General features: G+C 70.3%; 16 protein-coding genes. 8 read left to right on the forward strand and 8 right to left on the reverse strand.

Annotation, left to right across the window (positions count from 1 at the left end; genetic code table 11):
* Window positions 1-12: 12 nt before the first annotated feature.
* On the reverse strand, window positions 13-4653 hold the full coding sequence (locus V2S04_RS03325; RefSeq protein ID WP_413637082.1) for an ATP-dependent helicase: 4641 nt from the start codon (window positions 4651-4653) through the stop codon (window positions 13-15).
* Between the two features lie 81 nt (window positions 4654-4734).
* On the opposite strand from V2S04_RS03325, the gene V2S04_RS03330 reads away from it, so the two are divergent.
* Complete coding sequence (locus V2S04_RS03330) at window positions 4735-5145, forward strand: DUF6157 family protein (protein ID WP_313480074.1); 411 nt, start codon at window positions 4735-4737, stop codon at window positions 5143-5145.
* Between the two features lie 61 nt (window positions 5146-5206).
* Here V2S04_RS03330 and V2S04_RS03335 read toward each other — a convergent pair whose 3' ends face one another.
* Both V2S04_RS03335 and V2S04_RS03340 read right to left on the reverse strand, forming a co-directional pair.
* The gene (locus tag V2S04_RS03335) at window positions 5207-6871 is read right to left on the reverse strand and encodes an ABC-F family ATP-binding cassette domain-containing protein (protein WP_413637083.1); all 1665 of its coding nucleotides are present in this window, start codon (window positions 6869-6871) and stop codon (window positions 5207-5209) included.
* A 260-nt stretch (window positions 6872-7131) separates the two neighbouring features.
* Entirely contained in the window at window positions 7132-7788 is a 657-nt protein-coding gene (locus V2S04_RS03340) for an alpha/beta hydrolase (protein WP_413637084.1), read from the reverse strand.
* Window positions 7789-7876: 88 nt separating this feature from the next.
* Between V2S04_RS03340 and V2S04_RS03345 the strand changes: the two genes are divergently transcribed.
* From V2S04_RS03345 to V2S04_RS03355, 3 genes are all read left to right on the forward strand, one after another.
* Entirely contained in the window at window positions 7877-8470 is a 594-nt protein-coding gene (locus V2S04_RS03345) for an NUDIX hydrolase family protein (protein WP_071641561.1), read from the forward strand.
* Between the two features lies 1 nt (window position 8471).
* The gene (locus V2S04_RS03350; RefSeq protein ID WP_413637085.1) at window positions 8472-9404 is read left to right on the forward strand and encodes a hypothetical protein; all 933 of its coding nucleotides are present in this window, start codon (window positions 8472-8474) and stop codon (window positions 9402-9404) included.
* Window positions 9405-9536: 132 nt separating this feature from the next.
* Window positions 9537-11450 carry a M3 family metallopeptidase gene (locus V2S04_RS03355; RefSeq protein ID WP_413637086.1) on the forward strand — a complete coding sequence of 638 codons (1914 nt, stop codon included), beginning with the start codon at window positions 9537-9539 and terminating at the stop codon, window positions 11448-11450.
* 146 nt (window positions 11451-11596) lie between these two features.
* Here V2S04_RS03355 and V2S04_RS03360 read toward each other — a convergent pair whose 3' ends face one another.
* The gene (locus V2S04_RS03360) at window positions 11597-12664 is read right to left on the reverse strand and encodes a threonine aldolase family protein (protein ID WP_413637087.1); all 1068 of its coding nucleotides are present in this window, start codon (window positions 12662-12664) and stop codon (window positions 11597-11599) included.
* 83 nt (window positions 12665-12747) lie between these two features.
* Between V2S04_RS03360 and V2S04_RS03365 the strand changes: the two genes are divergently transcribed.
* The gene (locus tag V2S04_RS03365; protein ID WP_413637088.1) at window positions 12748-14106 is read left to right on the forward strand and encodes an MFS transporter; all 1359 of its coding nucleotides are present in this window, start codon (window positions 12748-12750) and stop codon (window positions 14104-14106) included.
* Between the two features lie 27 nt (window positions 14107-14133).
* Here V2S04_RS03365 and V2S04_RS03370 read toward each other — a convergent pair whose 3' ends face one another.
* Together V2S04_RS03370 and V2S04_RS03375 are read right to left on the reverse strand one after the other, a co-directional pair.
* A complete protein-coding gene (locus V2S04_RS03370; protein WP_413637089.1) occupies window positions 14134-14775 on the reverse strand; it encodes an SDR family NAD(P)-dependent oxidoreductase in 642 nt (213 codons plus the stop codon).
* A gap of 130 nt (window positions 14776-14905) precedes the next feature.
* A complete protein-coding gene (locus V2S04_RS03375) occupies window positions 14906-16336 on the reverse strand; it encodes a DUF6421 family protein (protein ID WP_413637090.1) in 1431 nt (476 codons plus the stop codon).
* A gap of 72 nt (window positions 16337-16408) precedes the next feature.
* On the opposite strand from V2S04_RS03375, the gene V2S04_RS03380 reads away from it, so the two are divergent.
* Both V2S04_RS03380 and V2S04_RS03385 read left to right on the forward strand, forming a co-directional pair.
* Window positions 16409-16858, forward strand: coding sequence for an Lrp/AsnC family transcriptional regulator (locus V2S04_RS03380; RefSeq protein WP_099196615.1), 450 nt, complete (start codon window positions 16409-16411; stop codon window positions 16856-16858).
* A 48-nt stretch (window positions 16859-16906) separates the two neighbouring features.
* Window positions 16907-17875 (forward strand): 1,4-dihydroxy-2-naphthoate polyprenyltransferase, encoded by a 969-nt coding sequence (locus V2S04_RS03385; RefSeq protein ID WP_413637091.1) that lies wholly within the window; start codon window positions 16907-16909, stop codon window positions 17873-17875.
* Between the two features lie 18 nt (window positions 17876-17893).
* Here V2S04_RS03385 and V2S04_RS03390 read toward each other — a convergent pair whose 3' ends face one another.
* On the reverse strand, window positions 17894-18931 hold the full coding sequence (locus V2S04_RS03390; RefSeq protein ID WP_413637092.1) for a DUF5937 family protein: 1038 nt from the start codon (window positions 18929-18931) through the stop codon (window positions 17894-17896).
* 73 nt (window positions 18932-19004) lie between these two features.
* Between V2S04_RS03390 and V2S04_RS03395 the strand changes: the two genes are divergently transcribed.
* Window positions 19005-19301, forward strand: coding sequence for a DUF4287 domain-containing protein (locus tag V2S04_RS03395; RefSeq protein ID WP_413637093.1), 297 nt, complete (start codon window positions 19005-19007; stop codon window positions 19299-19301).
* A gap of 24 nt (window positions 19302-19325) precedes the next feature.
* Here V2S04_RS03395 and V2S04_RS03400 read toward each other — a convergent pair whose 3' ends face one another.
* The gene (locus tag V2S04_RS03400; protein ID WP_413637094.1) at window positions 19326-19586 is read right to left on the reverse strand and encodes a DUF4229 domain-containing protein; all 261 of its coding nucleotides are present in this window, start codon (window positions 19584-19586) and stop codon (window positions 19326-19328) included.
* Window positions 19587-19626 lie beyond the last annotated feature (40 nt).

The raw sequence follows: 19626 nt of genomic DNA on the forward strand, positions 1-19626 counted from the left end.
GCGTGAAGTCAATCAGACCGCCTTGCGCAGAGCGTACCCGCGCGGCGTCGCCACGAACCCGGCCTCCTGCAGTGCAAGAGCGAACGGAGTGCCGTAGACGCCCTCGCCGTTGATCTTCTCGACGGTGAGCGTCTCCAGCCGCCGCGCTCGCGACGTGGCGACGAGGTCGGCGGCCGCAGCGCGCAGCACATCGGCGTCATCGTCGAAGGCGAGCACCGTGCGGCCGCCCCGCTCGAGGTACAGCACGAGCTCGCCGTCGACCAGCACGACCAGACCGCCGGCCTTGCGGCCGGGACGGTGCGAGACGGCTTCGAGACGCGGCCAGGCCAGGGCGGCGCCGTAGGGATTGGCCGGGTCGGTGGCGGCCAGGGTCACGGCCTTGAGCGGGGGCGGGTCGGACAGGCCGGCGAAGGTGCGCAGCCGGTCGACGGTGGTGGACGCCGCGAACTGCGCCGCACCCAGCTTCTCGATCACGTACCCGCGGCGGCAGTGCCCGGCCTCCTCGAACCCGGCGAGCACGCGGTACACCTGCGCGAAGCCGCCCGGCACGCCCTCGGCCTGCACCGCGCCGCGGGTGACGACGCCGTACCGGTCGAGCAGCAGCCCCGCCGTGACGGTCGCGCGCCGTGCGGCATCCGGGTCTGTCTCCGGAAGCACCGCCCAGCGGCCGCCCGCTCCGGCCGTGGACGGCTGAGTCGACGGCCGGGCGAGCGAGATGCCCCGATAGGTGCGCGTGCGCGGGGCGCGGCGTGCGGTCTTGTGCGCTTGCGAACCGCCGGCGATGAGGGCGCGGACGGGCGCGAACGTGTCGTTGGTGATGTGCCCCTGCCAGGCCAGCGACCAGAGCGCCTCGAGCACCGACTGCTGGTTCTCGGCGCCCGTCATCGCCTTGAGCGCGCCGGCGAACGACGCGCCGCTCAACCTCAGCACGTCGAGCACCCTCTCCTCCAGTGATCCCGCGGCGGGCGACTCCTCGGGCACGGGGAGGGTGAAGGGGGCGAGATCGGCCGGGTGCAGCGAGATCCACCCGTCGCGACCCGGCAGCGAGCCGTGCCCCGACCACACGACCTCGCCGGAGGCCGTGAGCTCGTCGAGCAGCGCGGGGGAGTAGTCGCGAACACGGCCGGGCAGCACGAGCGACTCCCAGGCGCTCGCGGGGATCGGCACCCCGGCGAACTGCTCGATCACGCTCAGCACTCCGTCGACGCCCTCCGTCGGCCGGGTGAGGTGCTGCCAGTCGGGCAGGAAGCGCGCGTACGCCTGCGGGCTGACCGGCTCGACGCTGCCGCGGATCGCCGCGAGAGAGCGCATCCGCAGGCGGCGCAGCACCTCGACGTCGCACCACTCCTTCGACCCGTCGACGGCCGCGGTCGCCGCCGGCAGGAAGAAGCCGCTCGTCAGCCGTCCCGCCGACTCCAGACGCTGCAGGGTGTGCCTGGCGACCGCCGCACCGATACCGAAGCGAGCCGCGACGTCCTCGGTCGTGAACGGCCCGTGCGTGCGCGCGTGACGCGAGACGAGATCGCCGAGCGGGTCGGCCACCGGGTCGAGGAACGCGACCGGGATGCCCGTGGGCAGCGCCACACCCAGCGCATCGCGCAGCCGACCGGCATCTTCGATCACGGCGACCCGTGACCGGCCGGCGATGGTGACCGGAATGGCGCGGCGAGCGGCGATCAGCTCGGCGAGGAGGGCGGCGGCATCGTCGGGCGCCGCGGACGACGTCTCGTGCCCGGCACCGTCTCCGGCGGCTGTCGCGACGCCCTCGAGCCTGAGCGCCACATCCTCGGCGTCCAGCGGTCCGAGCATCCGCAGCAGGTCGGCGACACCCTCCACCCCGCGAACGCGGCGCTGCGGGTCGAGGCGCTGGGCCTCTCGTTCGAACTGGGCGATGACGTCGGGGTCGAGCAGCTCGCGCATCTCGACCGTGCCGAGCAGCTCGCCCAGCAGCGCCGGGTCGACCGACAGCGCGGCGGCACGTCGTTCGGCGAGCGGAGAGTCCCCCTCGTACATGAAGGCGCCGACGTAGCCGAACAGCAGGTCGCGGGCGTAGGGCGATGGCTGCGCCGGCTCGGTCTCGACGAGGCGGACGCGGCGCTCGGCGATGTCGGTGATGAGGCGGCGCAGCGAGGGCAGGTCGTAGACGTCCTGCAGCACCTCGCGCAGCGTCTCGAGGATCACCGGGAAGGTCGGGTGCCGCCGCGCGACCTCGAGCAGCTGCGCCGAGCGCTGCCGCTGCTGCCACAGCGGTGTGCGCTTGTTCGGATTCATCCGCGGCATCAGCAGCGCGCGGGCTGCGCACTCGCGGAAGCGCGAGGCGAACAGCGCCGATCCGCCCACCTCAGCGGTGACGATCTGCTCGAGCTCGTCGGGGTCGAAGACGAACAGCTCGGCTCCGGGGGGCTGCGCGTCGGCATCCGGGATCCTCACGATGATGCCGTCGTCGCTCGCCACAGCCGAGCCCTCGACGCCGAGCCGCTCGCGCACCCGCGCGTTCAACGCCAGCGCCCATGGCGCATGAACCTTCATGCCGTACGGGGAATGCAGGATGATCCGCCAGTCGCCGACCTCGTCGCGGCCGCGCTCGACCGTGAGCGTGCGGTCGGTGGGCAGGGTGCCGGTGGCCTCACGCTGCTCGGTGAGGTAGCCCATCAGGTTGTCCCGGGCCCGCTCGTCGAGACCCGCGTCGATGAGACGCTGCTGCGCCTTCGCGGGCTCGGCGGTCGACACCTCGCGCGAGAACCGGCCGAGGGCCTCACCCAGCTCGAACGGGCGGCCGATGCCGTCACCGTGCCAGAACGGCACCTTGCCCGGCTGTCCGTACGCGGGCAGGACGTTCACGCGATCGTGGGTGATTTCGGCGATGCGCCAGCTGGTGGTGCCGAGCGTGAAGACGTCGCCGACCCGGGACTCGTAGACCATCTCCTCGTCGAGTTCGCCGACGCGCGCGCCGGTGGTCTCTCCCGCGACGAAGACGCCGAACAGCCCGCGGTCGGGGATGGTGCCTCCGCTGGTCACGGCGATGCGCTGCGCCCCGGGCCGGCCGGTCAGCGTCCCGGCATCCCGATCCCAGACCACGCGCGGGCGCAGCTCGGCGAACTCGTCCGACGGATACTTGCCGGCCAGCAGATCGAGGGTGGCCTCGTACGCCGAGCGGGGAAGCGTCTGGAAGGGGGCGCTGCGCCGCACGGTCTCGAACCACTCCTCGACCGAGATCGAGTCGAGCGCGCACGCCGCGACGGTCTGCTGCGCGAGGATGTCGAGCGGGTTCCGCGGCACGGCGATCGCCTCGATCTGCCCGGCGAGCATCCGCTCGGTGACGATCGCGGTGTGCAGCACGTCGCCGCGGTGCTTGGGGAAGAGGGATGCCCTGCTGATCTCGCCGACCTGGTGCCCGGCGCGGCCGACGCGCTGCAGGCCGGAGGCCGCCGATGGCGGTGCCTCGACCTGGATGACCATGTCGACCGCGCCCATGTCGATGCCGAGCTCGAGGCTGCTCGTCGCGACGACGCAGCGCAGCGCGCCCGACTTCAGCTCGTCTTCGACGATCGCCCGCTGCTCCTTCGACACCGAGCCGTGGTGGGCCTTGGCGAGCACCGGCTCGGCGCCGGCCGTGGCGCCCGCCTGTGCCATCATCGCCGCCGGCGCTGCCACGGGTTCTGGAACCGGCACCCCGATGCGCTCGGCGTAGATCTCGTTCAGCCGACCGGTGAGCCGCTCGGCGAGGCGGCGGGAGTTGGCGAACACGATGGTCGAGCGGTTCTCGAGCACCTTGTCGACGATCGCCTCCTCGACGTGCGGCCACACCGATCCGGTGATCTCGGTGTACTCGGCCGGCTCGTCGGGCATCGCCGCCGCACCGGGCGGCGGAGGGGGGTTGCGCATGTCGTCGATCGGCACGACCACGCCGAGCTCGAACGTCTTCACCGCGCGCGGCGCGACGATGTCGACCGGCGCGGATCCGCCCAGGAATCGCGCCACCTCATCGATGGGCCGCACGGTCGCCGACAGGCCGATCCGCTGTGCCGGGCCTTCGGCACCACGCGCGGTGCGCAGCGCGTCGAGCCGTTCGAGGCTGACGGCGAGGTGCGCGCCGCGCTTGGTCGCGGCGACCGCGTGCACCTCGTCGATGATCACCGTGTGCACGTTCTGCAGGGTCTCGCCGGCCCGGCTGGTGAGCATGAGGTACAGCGACTCGGGGGTGGTGATGAGGATGTCGGGCGGGTCGCTGACGAGCTTCCGCCGGTCGCTCGAGGTGGTGTCGCCCGAGCGCACGCCGACGGTGATCTCGGGTGCCGCGACGCCGAGGCGCCGCGCCGACTGCCCGATCCCGGTCAGCGGTGAGCGCAGGTTGCGCTCGACGTCGACGCCCAGCGCCTTCAGGGGAGAAATGTAGAGCACGCGGGTGCGCGAGGCCCGCTCAGTGGCATCCGGAGTCTCGCCCGAACCGGACGTCCGCTCGCGGAACACGCTGTCGATCGCCCACAGGAAGGCCGACAGCGTCTTGCCCGACCCGGTCGGCGCGACGACGAGGGCGTTGCGCCCGGCGGAGATCGCGTCCCACGCACCCGCCTGCGCGGGAGTGGGCGCGTCGAACGCCCCGCGGAACCAGTCCTGCGTCGCGGGCGTGAATCTGTCGAGCACATCGCTCATCCCTCCATCTTGACGCCACCTTCCGACATCGAGCCCTGCCTTGCTCTCGACAAGGTCGGAGGGGTAGGGGATGCTGGCCGCATGACGCACACGACGAACTACGTCAACACGTTCATCGAGGTCAGCGACGACTGTCCAGTCGAGTACGGCGTCGAGCCTCCGATCGCCGAGAACCTCTCGATCGCCGCCCTGCACTACCGGCTGCTCAGCGACGAGCCGTACACGCGCACCTCAGACGACCTGCTGTTCGAGACGCACGCGCTGCGCAAGGGCATCGACCCGGCTGATGCGGATGCCAGGGCCGAGTTCTTCTCGAAGGGTCAGGCCTGCCTGCGCGCGTCGCCGCTGAGCAAGCGCTATGGCTGGGGCACGCACCACGACGAGCAGGGCCGCGTCGCGATGTTCCCGCGCGACTCCGAGGAGTATGCGGCGCTCGCCGCGGATCCGTCGATCGAGCACAAGCGGGCGATGCGCTCGAGCCGGCGCAGCTGAGCGGAGGGCGGGAGGACGGCCGGGGGTGTCCCGGCCGCCCTCCGCGCCGCAGGCCGGGTCCTCAGCCGACCTCGCTGAACCGGCCCTCGGCATCCAGCTCGAGGGTGAGATCCAGTCCCAGCCGTTCCAGGAACTGATCGTCATGGCTGACGATCAGCACGGCTCCGCGGTAGGCACGCAGTGCCTCGACCAGCTGGTCGACGGTGTCGAGGTCGAGGTTGTTGGTCGGCTCGTCGAGCATGACCAGGTGCGGCGCCGGCTCGGCGAGCAGCACCTTCGCCAGCGCGACCCGGAACCGCTCGCCACCTGAGAGATCGCCGACGGCCCGATCCATGGTCGCTCCGCGGATCAGGAACCGTGCCAGCCGGTTGCGCAGCTCCCTGTCCGGCACGTGCGGCGCCGCCACCGCGATGTTCTGCACCACCGAGGCCCGATCGTCGAGCCCGTCGACCCGCTGCGAGAGGTACCCGATGCGGTCGGTGTGCGCGTCGGAACTCCGGAGAATCGGCCGGATCTGCGCCGGGACAGCTGATTCCTGGTCAGATCCGCCCCGATCTCCGGAGTTGTCAGCCCCGGATGCCACCAGCCGGCGCAGCAGCGTGGTCTTGCCGACCCCGTTGCGGCCGACCAGGGCCACCCGCTCCGGCCCCTGCACGATCCACGACCGCTCCCCGTCGCCGATGGTGGCGATGCGCCGCGACGCCGACAGCTCGGGATCGGGCAGGTCGATCCTCATGGTGTCGTCATCGCGAACGCGACGACCGGCCGCGTCGAGGGCCTGATGCGCGGCGTCCTCCTTGCCGCGCACCTCGTTGCGCAGCCTGCCGGCCGACACCTGCGCGGCCATCTTGCGGCCGTTCGCGATGATCTTCGGCATGCGCTTCTCATCGAACGCCTTGCGGCCCATCTGCGCACGGGTGGCGAGCTTCGCCTCGGCCTCGATGCGCTGCCGCTTCTCCTTCCGATACGCCTGCGCCGCATCGCGCTCGGCCTGGCGAGCTGCGCCCTGCTCGGCATCCAGCCACGCTCGCCACTGCGAGTAAGGTCCGCCGAACACGCTCAGCTCGCTGCCGTAGATCTCCGCGGTGTCGTCCATGAGCTCGAGCAGCGACACGTCGTGGCTGACCACGATGAGCGCGCCCTTCCACGTGCGCACCATGTCGGCGAGTCGCAGCCGCGCCTCGCGGTCGAGATTGTTGGTGGGTTCGTCGAGCAGCGTGATCGCGGCACGACGAAGCCGGATGCCCGCGACCGCGACGAGCACGGCCTCGCCGCCCGACAGCTCTCCGACGGTGCGGTCGAGGAACGACGGGTCGAGTCCGGCTTCGGCGAGGGATGCCTCGGCTCGAGCCTCGATGTCCCAGTCGTCGCCAACGGCGTCGAAGTGCGCGCGGTCGACGTCGCCCGCGGTGATCGCGCGCACCGCGTCGAGCGGAGCGGCGATCCCGAGCAGGTCGGCGACCCGTCGATCCGTCTCGAGGGTGAGACGCTGCGGCAGGTGGGCGACCTCGTCGGAGCGCAGGATCTGCCCGGATGCCGGGGACAGCTCGCCCGCGATCAGGTGCAGCAGCGTCGACTTGCCGGCACCGTTGCGCCCGACGAGCCCGGTGCGACCGGATCCGAACGAGCCGCTGACGGCGTCGAGAGCGATGGAGCCGTCTGGCCAGGCGAAGGAGACCCGGTCGAGCGTGACGGCGGCGGTGGTGAAGATGTTCGGTGATGACATGAGCGACTCCCGGAAGTGGGGTGCGCGGATGCCGACGAAGAGGGCTTCGCGAGAGACGTCGGACGACGTCGGATCGAAGAGCCCGAAGAGGGGCTCGAATTCGGAGCGGGTCCTGCCGGAAGGCGGGTTCGTCGGATCAGCGCGTGGATGAGTTACGCGGAGAGGCGACGAATCAGATCAAGGGACTTCCAGACACGGCGGACAGGACTCTGCGAGATTACCCCCGCCTCGCGAAGAAGCGCAACCCGGGCGTGTCGCGCTCACGCGGTCTTCTTCTCGACCGAGTCCTTCCACTGCGACAGGAAGACGTGCACGTCGGTGAGCTCCTGCTCAGAGATGGAGTGGGTGAGTCCCTGGTAGACGCGTCCGGAGAGCTCGGAGTGCGCCGGCAGCCACTGGGCGGTGTGCTCGACCAGGCCGGCCGGGATCACATCGTCGTGTGTTCCGCGTCCCCAGAACACCGGTGGACGCTGCTCCTGCAGCACAGCGTCGTTCGGCAGCTCGCCCACGGCGGCGTACCCGCTCAACGCCACGACCGCGTCGATCCGCGATGGCTGCAGACGCAGCGCCTGCAGCGAGACGGCCGCGCCCTGGGAGAACCCGAGAAGCGCCACCGAGCTCGCGTCGGCCGCAGCCTCGGCGAGCCATGCGAGCAGCGCCTCGGCCGCCGTGGTGATGCCCACGGCATCCCGAGTGGTCAGCGAATCGATCGCGTACCACGACCGGCCCGGCATCGGCCAGGGCGGTGTGAGCGGAGCGCCGACGGCCGCGACCGCGATGCCCTCGGGCAGGTAGGGGATCAGCCCGAACAGGTCGCGTTCGTCGGCCCCGTAGCCGTGCAGCAGCACGAGAAGAGGCTTGCCCTCGCGCGGTTCGGGCGACCACAGGGTCACGGACGGATCGATCGAGACTGTCACGAGGCCATCCTGCCAGCCGCCTCGGACGTCGGCGGAATCGATCGCATCGACGTGCGGTCGATCGCCCCGACGCTGGTAGAAATGAGCCATGGCGGTGCGCACTCCTGATCCCGGCCCCGAGCCCGACGACGACTTCGGCTTCGACGGCGCGCGGCCGGTCGACGCGAACCCGGGCTGGCTCTCCGACATCGAGCTTGAGGAGGCGCGACGGCGCCTGCCCATGCTGTACGTCGAGGCGGTCCCCGTCATCACCGACGGGTCGGGACAGGTCACCTCGATCGGCGTGCTGCTGCGCTCCACGCCGCTCGGTGAGATCACTCGCACAATCGTGTCCGGTCGCGTGCGGTACGGAGAGACCATCCGCGACGCGCTGTTCCGGCACGTCGAGAACGATCTCGGCCCGATGGCGTTCCCGCTGCTGCCCGCGTCGCCCGCGCCGTTCGCCGTGGCCGAGTACTTCCCGATCCCCGGCGTGAGCGCCTTCCACGACGACCGCCAGCACGCCGTCTCGCTCGCCTTCGTGGTGCCGGTGACCGGTACGTGCGAACCGAGGCAGGATGCCCTCGAGGTCACCTGGTTCTCACCCGAGGAAGCCGCCTCCGATGCGCTCGCGGCGGATCTCGAGGGCGGTCGCGGCACGCTGATCCGCCAAGCCCTCGCGCACCTCGGTCTGCTGCGCTGAGATGAACTGGACGCCCGAGGTCTGGCAGAGCCCCGAGTTCGAGCGCGACCTGCGCGAGTGGATCGCGCCGCACACCGGTGCGGTGCGCTCTCTCGTGCGGGTCAAGGACCGCCCGTGGTCGGGTGTCTGGCGGGTGGATGCCGACAACGGCACCTTCTACGCGAAGCAGAACTGCCCGGGCCAGCAGCACGAGGCGCGCGTCGTCTCGGTGCTCTCGCGGATCGCGCCGGACCTCCTCGTCGAGCCCGTCGCGCTCGACGAGGATCGCGACCTGCTGCTCACCCGCGACGCGGGCCGAACCTGGCGCGAAGCGCTCGCCGCGGGTGCCGCCGTCGGATGGGAGACGCTGCTGCACGATGCGATGCTGCTGGCCCGCGCCTCGGTTCCCATGCTCGTCGAGATGAATCTAACGGTGCTCGACCCCGCGGGCATCCGCGATCACCTGACCCGCGCGCGTGATGAATGGCGCATCCCCGCCGACCTCCGCGCGGGTGCGGATGCGGCCGTCGACGTCGTCGGCGCGGCGGGAGACCAGATCGCGGCGCTCGGCCTGCCGCTGGCCCTGAATCACAACGATCTTCACGACGCGAACGCCTTCGTCGGCGAGCACGGAGCGCGCTTCTTCGATTTCGGCGATGCCGTGGCATCCAGCCCGCTGGCGGCCCTGCGCATCCCGCTCGCGGTCTACGCGAACTCGATCCACGCCTCCGAGAGCGATCCGCGCGTGCTCGCCATCGCCGACGCTGCGCTCGAGGTGTGGAGCGACCTCGCGCCGATGGCCGAGCTGCGCGCCGCGCTGCCGGCAGCTCACCGGCTCGCCGCCGTCGCCCGAGCAGAATCGTGGCACCGCGTGCTCGAGAGCGTGCCCGAAGAGTTCATGGACGATGACCACCGCGGCGCCGATGCCGAGTGGCTGGCCGAGTCGGCGCTCTGACCCGACCGTCCTCGGCCCTGCTGAGCTGCCCCGCCCCTGCTGATTCACGTGAATCAGCAGGGGCGGCGATGATGAGCAGGGGCGAAGACGCCAGGCCCGCCCCGAACGCGCCGCGCGGTTAGGCTCGGTCGGGTGACCGACCCCATCGCCTTCCCCGCCGCATCTGACGACTGGCTCGCCTTCGCGACCACCCGCACCGACGAGCGCCTCGCGCAGGTCGACGAGATCGTCGCCCGTCTGAAGGACGGCGGCTCGCGCAGCGCGCTCGAGATCCTGCACCTGTGGAACGACCTGCAGATCGCGCTGCGCAGCGCGCACAGCGAGGCCGAGGTGCTCGCCGAGGTGCACCCCGACCGCGCGGTGCGCGAGGGCGCCGAGTCGCGCACCGCCGCTTCGCAGGCGAAAGACGCCGAGCTGATGACGGATGCCGAGCTCGCGGCCGTCTTCGCCGCCGCCGACGCGACCGGTCTCGACGCCGACGCCGCGCGTCTGCTGGAGCGGATCCAGCGTGACTTCCGTCGCGGCGGAGCCGACCGGGATGCCGAGACCCGCGCGCGCCTGAGGGAGTTCGCCGCCCGCGAGACCGACCTCGGCGTCACGTTCGCCCGCAACATCCGCGAGGGACGGCGGGAGATCCGGGTCGCGCCAGAGGATCTCGCCGGCCTTCCCGACGACTTCCTCGCCGGTCGGCCTGTCGGCGACGATGGCCTCGTCGCGGTCTCGACCGACAACCTCGATGTCATGGCCGTGATGAACTACGCCCGCGACCGCGCAACCCGCACGGCTCTGCGCGTCGCGCGCAGCGAGCTCGCCTGGCCCGAGAACGACCCCGTGCTCGCCGAGCTGCTGCAGGTGCGCCAGCAGCACGCCGAGATGCTCGGCTATGCCAGCTGGGCCGACTACGAGACCGAAGACCGCATGGCGGGATCCGCTGCCCGGGTCGCCTCATTCCTGGCGGAGGTCGACGAGGCCACCCGCGCTGCGGCCGACACCGAGTACGGCATGCTTCTCGAGCGGCTGCGCGAAGAGCATCCCGAAGCGACCGAGGTGACCAACGCCGACCAGCACTACCTCCTGAACCGCCTGCACGAAGAGCGCTTTGCGGTCGACGCGCAGGAGGTGCGCCGCTACCTCGACTTCGAGCGCGTGCTCGGCGGGCTGCTGTCGACGACCGGCCGGCTGTTCGACGTCGAGTACGAGCCCGTCGACGTGCCGACCTGGCACAGTGACGTGCGCTCGTACGACGTGATCCGTGCGGGTGAGCGGATCGGACGCATCCATCTCGATCTGCACCCGCGCGAGGGCAAGTTCAACCACGCCGCCTGCTTCCCCCTCGCACCGGGCGTGCGAGGGCGGGTGCTGCCCGAGGCGTCGCTGGTGTGCAACTTCCCGCGCGGGCTCATGGAGCACCGTGAGGTGCAGACGTTCTTCCACGAGTTCGGGCACCTCGTGCATGACATCCTCGGCGGCGATCAGAAGTGGGCGCCGTTCTCGGGTGTCGCCACCGAGTGGGATTTCGTCGAGGCGCCCAGCCAGATGCTCGAGGAGTGGGTGTGGGATGCCGAGGTGCTGGCCTCCTTCGCAACCGACGACTCGGGCGAGCCGATCCCTGCCGCGCTGGTCGAGCGGATGCGGGAGGCGGAGGCATTCGGTCGCGCACTGCTGGTGCGCACGCAGCTCGGGCACGCCCGCGTCTCGTATCACCTGCACATGGACCGGCCCGCAGATCTCGCCACGGCGACCGACCACTGGTACGAGGTCTCGACGCCCGTGCGCACCTTGCCCGGCACGCACTCGTACGCGTCGTTCGGCCACCTCACGGGCTACGGATCGTGCTACTACACGTACCAGTGGAGCCTCGTGATCGCGCGCGATCTGCTCACCGGATTCACCGGGCTGCTCGACGCGGATTCGGCGTCGCGCTACCGCCGCGAGATCCTCGAACCCGGCGGCCGACGCGATGCCGCTGACCTGGTCGAGGCCTTCCTCGGCCGCCCGTTCACGGTCGACGCGTATCGCGAGTGGATGGGCTCGCCCGCCGCGTGAGGCTCGGTCCCGGGCATCCGGATGCCCATTGACAGCCATCTCGGCGACCGACACCCCCCAGTTATCGCCGAGACCCCGTGCTGTGGACGTCAACAGCACGGGGTCTCGGCAATAAGACGGGGTCTCGGCGACGGGCCGAGAGCAGGTCAGGCGGTCGTCAGGCGCGACAGCTCGGCGACGAACGCGTCGACGTCGGACTCCTGGGTGTCGAACGAGCACATCCAGCGCACCTCGTTGCGCGCGGCATCCCAGTCGTAGAAGCGGAACTTCTCGCGCAGACGGTCGGCGACGCCGTCGGGCAGCGTCGCGAACACGCCGTTCGACTGCGTGGGCTGCGTGAAGCCGACGCCCTTGATGCTCCCGTCGGCGATGCCGTGCTCGACCTCGGTGCGCAGCCGCTGAGCCATCGCGTTCGAGTGCCGGGCGTTGCGCAGCCACAGATCCCCATCGAGCAGGGCGATCAGCTGCGCCGACACGAAGCGCATCTTCGACGACAGCTGCATGTTGAACTTGCGGCTGTACAGCAGGCCGTCGGCGGCATCCGGATTCAGCACCACGATCGCCTCACCGAGCATCGCCCCGTTCTTCGTGCCGCCGAAGCTGAGCACATCGACGCCGGCGTCGGTGGTGAAGGCGCTGAGCGGCACGTCGAGGGCTGCAGCCGCGTTCGAGATGCGTGCGCCGTCGAGGTGCAGCTTCATCCCGCGCTCGTGCGCGTGGTCGGCGAGGGCCTTGATCTCGTCGACCGTATAGAGAGTGCCGAGCTCGGTCGACTGGGTGATCGACACCACCAGCGGCTGCGCGCGGTGCTCGTCGCCCCAGCCCCAGGCCTCGCGGTCGACGAGCTCGGGGGTGAGCTTGCCGTCGCCGGTGGGCACGGTGAGCAGCTTGAAGCCGCCGATGCGCTCGGGGGCACCGCCCTCGTCGACATTGATGTGGGCGGTGGACGCCGAGATCACCGCCCCCCAGCGGGGCAGCATCGACTGCAGGCCGGTGACGTTCGCGCCGGTGCCGTTGAAGACCGGGAACGCCTGGGCGCTCTCGCCGAAGTGACCGCGGATGACCTGCTGCAGGCGCTCGGTGTACTGGTCTTCGCCGTATGCGATCTGGTGGCCGCCGTTCGCGGCGGCGATCGCGGCCAGCACCTCGGGGTGGATGCCGGAGTAGTTGTCGGATGCGAAGCCGCGGACGGCGGTGTCATGCAGAGTGCTCACCGTCTGATTTTAGTGGTCGGCAGGGTATGCAGATCCGGAGCCACCCCTGTCGGATGTCGGTGGTGCGGATTACCCTCGATCGCGTGAGCGAAACGGCGAAGACGCGGGCTTTCACGAACGTGCTCGTCAACACGCTGATCGCCAACGTGACGACCAGCTTCCTCTGGTTCGCGCTCACCTTCTGGGTCTACATCGAGACCGAGTCGGTGCTCGCCACCGGTGTCATCGGCGGCGCGTACATGCTGCTCATCGCGTTCTTCTCGATGGTGTTCGGCACCATCGTCGACCGCTACCGCAAGCACACGGTCATGGTGATCTCGAGTGTGGTCTCCGCCGTCGCGTTCGGCGCCGCAGGGGTGCTGTACCTATGGCAGCCCGAGACCGCGCTGCTCGACATCACCGGGCCGTGGTTCTGGGCGTTCGCGCTGATCATCCTCGTCGGCGGCGTCGTCGAGCAGCTGCGCAGCATCGCCCTGTCGACGACCGTCACGCTGCTGATCCTCGAAGAGAAGCACGCCAATGCGAACGGCCTGGTTGGCACGGTGCAGGGCATCGCGTTCCTCATCACCAGCGTGTTCTCGGGTCTGTCGATCGGCTTCCTCGGCATGGGCTGGACCCTGGTCATCTCGATCGTCGCCATGGGGCTGACCTTCGCCCACCTGCTCGTCATCCGCATCCCCGAAGAGCAGCCGCAGCCCGATCTCGACGCCCCGAGCGCACTCGACTTCCACGGCAGCCTCAAGGCCATCCGGGCGGCTCCCGGTCTGTTCGCCCTGATCATCTTCTCCACCTTCAACAACCTCATCGGCGGCGTCTACCTGGCGCTGATGGACCCGTACGGGCTCACCCTCTTCTCCGCCCAGATGTGGGGCATCGTGCTCGCGTTCGCCTCCACCGGGTTCCTCATCGGCGGCGGGCTGGTTGCGAAGTTCGGGCTCGGCCGCCGCCCGGTGCGCACCATGCTGCTGGTCGTGGCCGGCATGGGCGTGCTCGGGGCGGTGTTCATGGTGCGCGAGTGGTGGCCGCTGTTCGTGGTCGGCATGTGGCTGTACATGATGATGGTGCCGCCCGTCGAGGCGGCCGAGCAGACCGTGATCCAGAAGGTGGTCCCGTACTCCAGGCAGGGTCGTGTCTTCGGCATGGCGCAGGCGGTCGAAGCGGCGGCCGCTCCGGTGACCGCGTTCCTGATCGCGCCGCTCGCCGAGTTCCTGATCATCCCGTACATGCGCAGTGACGCGGGGCGGATGCAGTGGGGCTGGCTGCTGGGAGAGGGCGAGGCGCGCGGCATCGCGCTGATCTGCCTATTCGCCGGTCTGATCATGGTCGTCGCGGCGGGGATGGCGTTCTTCACCCGCTCCTACCGCCGGCTCACCGAGCTGTACGCCCGGGCGGCCGAGCCTGGGCCCGAGCCTGCGCCGGTCGATGCCGAGGAACGGGCGTGAGCGACACGGCGTGCCGGGGTCGCCGGTTCAGCTCAGCGCGATGACCGTGTCATTCAGCGCGGCGGCATCCTCATCCCACAGCGCAACCACTGCCCGCGACAGGGCGTCGGCCTGCAGAGCGCCTTCAGCGCGGAACACGACGGATGCCGCGCGCAGATCATCACCGGCATCCCGTGCCGCCTTGGCGTAGCCCTGCGCGACCGCCCGCGTCCATGCCTCGCTTGCGGCCTTCATGGCCGCGTAGTTCGCCCCGCCTGCAAGGGGGCGGGTGACCACCGTCGACGAGACGATCGCGAAGCGACCGGCATCCGACGCCTTGATCGCCGCATCGAACGCGCGGCTCGTCGCGCGCACCGCCTGCAGAGCGGGCAGCAGTGCGTCGAAGTCGGCATCGCTCTGCCCCGCAAGTCCGCCTCCGCCGCGCCAGCCGCCGACGAGCGGGATCACCGCGTCGACGGGGCCGAGCCTCTCTGCCAGGGCGTTCATCTCGTCGAACGAGGTGGCGTCGGCGATCTCGGTCTGCGCCCCGGCATCCCGAAGCGCGGCGAGTCGCTCCTCCGAGCGGCCGGTGGCGATCACCCGGGCGCCCGCTGCGATCAGCGCCGTGGCGGCGGCGAGTCCCGCCTCGCTGGTGGCGCCGGCGAGGACGACGGTGCGGTGGATGCTCATGAGTCGCTCCTTCTCGTGCACAGATTTCGGCAGAATGCACGGATGTCGGCGGATCACGCCGGTCTGCGCCGACATCCGTATTCGGCGCAGACATCCGTGCTGGAGAGTCTCCCGCCCACTCCGATGAGTGTCAGTCGTCGGTGCCGCGGATGCCCACGGTCGACTCGATGACCGGCTTCATCTTCTTGTCGAGCGTCTCGAAGAACATCGACAGCGGGAACTCGTCGTCCATCACGGCGTCCGTGTAGCCCTTGGGGGCACCGGCGAGGATCTCGTCCGACAGGCCGCGAGCCCACTGCGAGGCGGGGTGCGGGGTGAGCGTGCCGCGGACCAGCTCGTACGCGGCCAGCCAGTGCGCCACCTTCGGGCGGTCGATGGAGTGCCAGTACAGGTCGTCGATCGCGTCTCCGAGGGCGACGACCGCGTCCGGCACGTTGTCCCAGTCGAAGGCGAGAGCCGTGTCGGTCCAGTGCAGCACGCCGCGCTGGTGCAGCCACGCGAACAGCAGCTGACCGCCGACCGCGTCGTAGTTGCGCACCCGGGTGCCGGTGATCGCGAAGCGGAAGATGCGGTCGAAGATCACCGCGTACTGCACGAGGTGCGCGTAGTCGTGCATCTCCTGCTCGGTCTCGGTGAGGGTCTCACCGGCGGCGATGCGGGCGTCGAACGCGCGCTCGATCTTCACCGACTCGCGGAACGCGGTCATGTCGCAGCGCATCTCCTCGAGCGAGTAGAGGAAGAACGGCATCCGCTGCTTGATCATGAACGGATCGAACGGCAGGTCACCGCGCATGTGGGTGCGGTCGTGGATGATGTCCCACATCACGAATGTCTTCTCGGTCATCTGCTGGTCGTCGAGCATCGCCTTCGCGCGCTCGGGCAGGTCGAGGTTGGTGATCTCGGATGCCGCGCGCACGACGCGGCGGTACCGCGCGGCCTCACGGTCCTGGAAGATCGCGCCCCAGGTGAATGAGGGGATCTCGCGCATCGCGACGGTCTCGGGGAACAGCACGGCCGAGTTGGTGTCGTAGCCGGGGGTGAAGTCGACGAGTCGCAGCGAGACGAACAGCTTGTTGCCGTAGTCGCCGGCCTCGAGCTCGGCGATGAACTCCGGCCAGATCGTCTCGACGATGAGCGCCTCGACGAGGCGGTCGCTCGACCCGTTCTGCGTGTACATCGGGAAGACGACGAGGTGACGGATGCCGTCGATGCGGTGCTGCTGGGGCTGGAAGGCGACCAGGGAGTCGAGGAAGTCGGGCACGCCGAAGCCGTCGTCGGCCCAGCGCTGGAAGTCGACGACGAGGGCGTCGAGGTAGGCCGCGTCGTGTGGGAAGGCGGGGGCGAGGGCCCGGATGCCCGAGATGATCGCCGCCACGTGACCGGCCGCAGCCTCGCGGTCGTCGGCGTTCGGGATCGAGCCGTCCTTGATCTGCAGCGGGCGCATCGCGATCGCGGCGTCCTTCAGCAGCGTCCAGGCGGCGCTGTGCTCGGCGGTCGATGCGTCTTCCACGACCTCGGGCTCGCCGATGATGCTCTGGGTGGCGCTGGTGATGGTGGACATCGAACCCTCCGATCAGGTAACAGGCCGGAAATTTTCCGGTGACGGGCATGCTTCACCTCTATTATTCCATCTATGGATGATGCTGTCGATCACGCGATCCTCGCCGCCGTCTCCCGCGACGGGCGCGCCACTCTGGCCCAGCTCTCCGAGGCGGTGGGGCTGTCGACGTCTGCGGTGCAGTCGAGGCTCAAGCGACTCGAGTCGCGCGGGGTGATCGCGGGCTACCAGGCGGTGCTCGACCCCGAGCAGGTGGGGGCGCCGCTGTCGGCCTTCATCGAGATCACCCCACTCGATCCCGCGCAGCCCGACAACGCCCCCGAGCTGCTCGAGCACCTCAGCGCGATCGAGGCGTGCCATTCGATCGCGGGCGACGCCGCCTACATGCTGTTCGTGCGGGTGGCCTCTCCCCGCGCTCTCGAGCAGCTCGTCCGCGACATCCGCATCGCGGCCAACGTCCGCACCCGCACCACCGTCGTGCTGCAGACCTTCTACGAGCGCCGGCCGATCGTCAGTCCCGCCTGATCGCGGGAAGCGGCGGCGGGCAGAGGCGCGGACAGTAGGATCTCTGCCGTGGCAGGATCCTCCAAGAAGACGAAGAAGCGCCGTCCGCAGCAGCGGCGCCGCCCCAGCGGAAACCCGGCGAAGCGCCCGGTGCTCGCCCTCGCGCCGGTGACCGCGAAGGACTGGATCGGCGCCGCCCGTCTGCGCACCCTGCCGCTGGCCGTCGCCCCGGTCGTGCTCGGCACCGGCGCGGCGCAGACCGTCGACCACCTCTTCCACTGGGTCATCGCGCTCGCCTGCCTGGCCGTGGCGGTGCTGCTGCAGATCGGCGTGAACTTCGCCAACGACTACAGCGACGGCATCCGCGGCACCGACGCCGACCGCGTCGGTCCCGCCCGCCTGACCGCCTCCGGGCGTGTCCCCGCGAGACGGGTGCTCACGGTCGCCCTCGTCTTCTTCGCCCTGGCGGCGCTGGTCGGCCTCACGATCGTCATCCGATCGCAGCAGTGGTGGATGCTGATCATCGGTGCCCTGTGCATCGTCGCCGCGTGGTTCTACACCGGCGGGAAGCGCCCGTACGGCTACAACGCGATGGGGGAGCTCTTCGTCTTCGTGTTCTTCGGTCTGGTCGCGACCCTCGGCACCACCTGGGTGCAGGTGCAGCAGCTGCCCGTCGTCGCCTGGGTCGTGGCGGTCGCTGCCGGGCTCTTCGCCTGTGCGGTGCTGCTCGCGAACAACCTGCGCGACATCGACCAGGACCGCGCGGTCGGCAAGCGCACCCTCACGGTGCTGATCGGCAAGCGTGCCACCCAGGCGCTGTTCACTCTGTTCGTGCTGACTCCGTTCGTGCTCGCCGCGTGGATCGCGCTGCTCTACCCGATCGCCTGGCTGGCCATGCTCGCTCTGCTGGCGGGGCTCGTGGCGATCATCATCGTCTGGACGTACCGGCAGCCGCGCGAGCTGGTCACCGCGCTCGCACTCACCTCGCTCACGGCGCTCGCGTACGCGGGCCTGGTGTACTGGGCTCTCGTCGGCTGAGGTCGAGCAGAGCGGCGGTCAGAGGGCGGCGCCGACCAGCGCTTCGCCGAGCGGGCTGCGCAGGTGCAACATCCGGCTGCCCTCCCGCGAGCTCGTGATCAGCCCGGCGTCACGCAGCACCCTGAGATGGTGGGAGGCGGTGGATGCCGCGATCCCGGCGTCAGCGGCGACCTGCGACGTCGTCCGGGCGATGTGCGCGTGCAGGAGGATCCCGGCGCGCACGGGACCGAGCAGCGCGCCGAGGGCGTCGGCCAGGTCGGCGGCGTCCCGCGCCCACCCCGCCGTGACCCCGCGCGCCGGGTAGAACAGAGCCGGCTGCGCCGGGGGTTCGGTGATCACCATGCATCCCCACGACGACATCACCGAGGGCACGAGTACGAGCCCGCCGCCGCGGCAGTCGACGTCTTCGCTGTGCCGCCGCAGCTGCACGCGCACGGCGCCGTCGCTCCAGCGGACGGTGCGGTGCAGCCCGCCGGCCATCGCGGCGATCCCGCCGGTCGCGATGGTGCGGGCGCGCACGGCGATGTCGGCGCGCAGCAGCCGCTCCAGCTGGGGCCAGACCGGCGCCAGCACGGCATCCCACACCTGCTCCCAGGCGTCGGCGATCAGAGCTCGCGCGCGCTCCGGTTCGGCGCGCATGCGGCGCAGAGCCGCCTGGCTCTCGCCCGACGAACGCAGCACCATCTTCGCCAGATCGACCCGGATGCCCGCAACCGCCGCCGTACGCAGGGCGGCGAGCTCGTCGGCCGGCGTCAGGTCCCACCGCGGGGCGGTCGTGAGGAAGTCGGGCATGTAGCCATCGGCGCCGATCACCCGTGTCAGCAGCGCGAACGGCTCGCGCGGGAGCTTCTCGCGCACGCTGCGCAGCCAGCCCCACTGCAGCGGATGCTGCTCCGGCCGCAGCAGGATCCGCACGGCATGGGCGAGCTCATGGCCCGGCGAGATGCCGAAGCGCACAGCCTGGATGTCGCCGGGACTGAGGCGGAAATCGACCCGATGATCGGGATGCTCGATGCCCTCGGGCGGCGCGTCGGCCGGGCGCATGTTTCGATCCACGTCGAAACTCTAGGGACTCGACCTCGGCGGCGGAAGAGTGATCCGCACACCCCTACGTCGCAGAAGGAGCAGCATGTCGTTTCAGGCGTACCTCGACAACATCGAGACGAAGACGGGCCTCACCCCGCGGCAGTTCATCGAACTGGCATCCGCGAAGGGCTTCGGGCCCGGCACCAAGGCCACTCCGATCCTCGAATGGCTGAAAGCCGACTACGACCTCTCGCGCGGCTACGGCATGGCACTCGTGCACGTGATCACGAAGGGCCCGCAGATCAGCGCGAAGCACGTCGGCTCCGACAGCGCTCACGCGGATCCGTCAGACAGGCTCTGGCTCGACGGCAAGGCCACCGACCCCGCATCCGCGGGCTGAGAGGGCAGGGTCTGGGCCGCGGGGTCACTCGCCGGCGAGTCGGTCCTCGGCATCCTCATCCGACGGGCCCTTGTCGCGGTTGCGCTTGGCGTAGATCTCGCGAGATGCCTGCGACAGCGGGGCACGCAGGAACAGCAGCGAGATGCTCATGCCGATCAGCGCGGCGAACAGGGCGGCGAGCCACCAGTACTCGCGGAACACGGGGAACAGCCACAGGATCCCCAGCGGCACGACGAACGCCAGCAACCGCAGCACGGTGTAGACGAGGAGGGGTGGCAGCTTCACCCCGACAGTCTACGAGCGGGGTTTAGGCACCTGCTGTGCG

The sequence above is a fragment of the Microbacterium sp. OR21 genome, assembly GCF_047306785.1.
Lineage (GTDB): Bacteria > Actinomycetota > Actinomycetes > Actinomycetales > Microbacteriaceae > Microbacterium > Microbacterium esteraromaticum_E.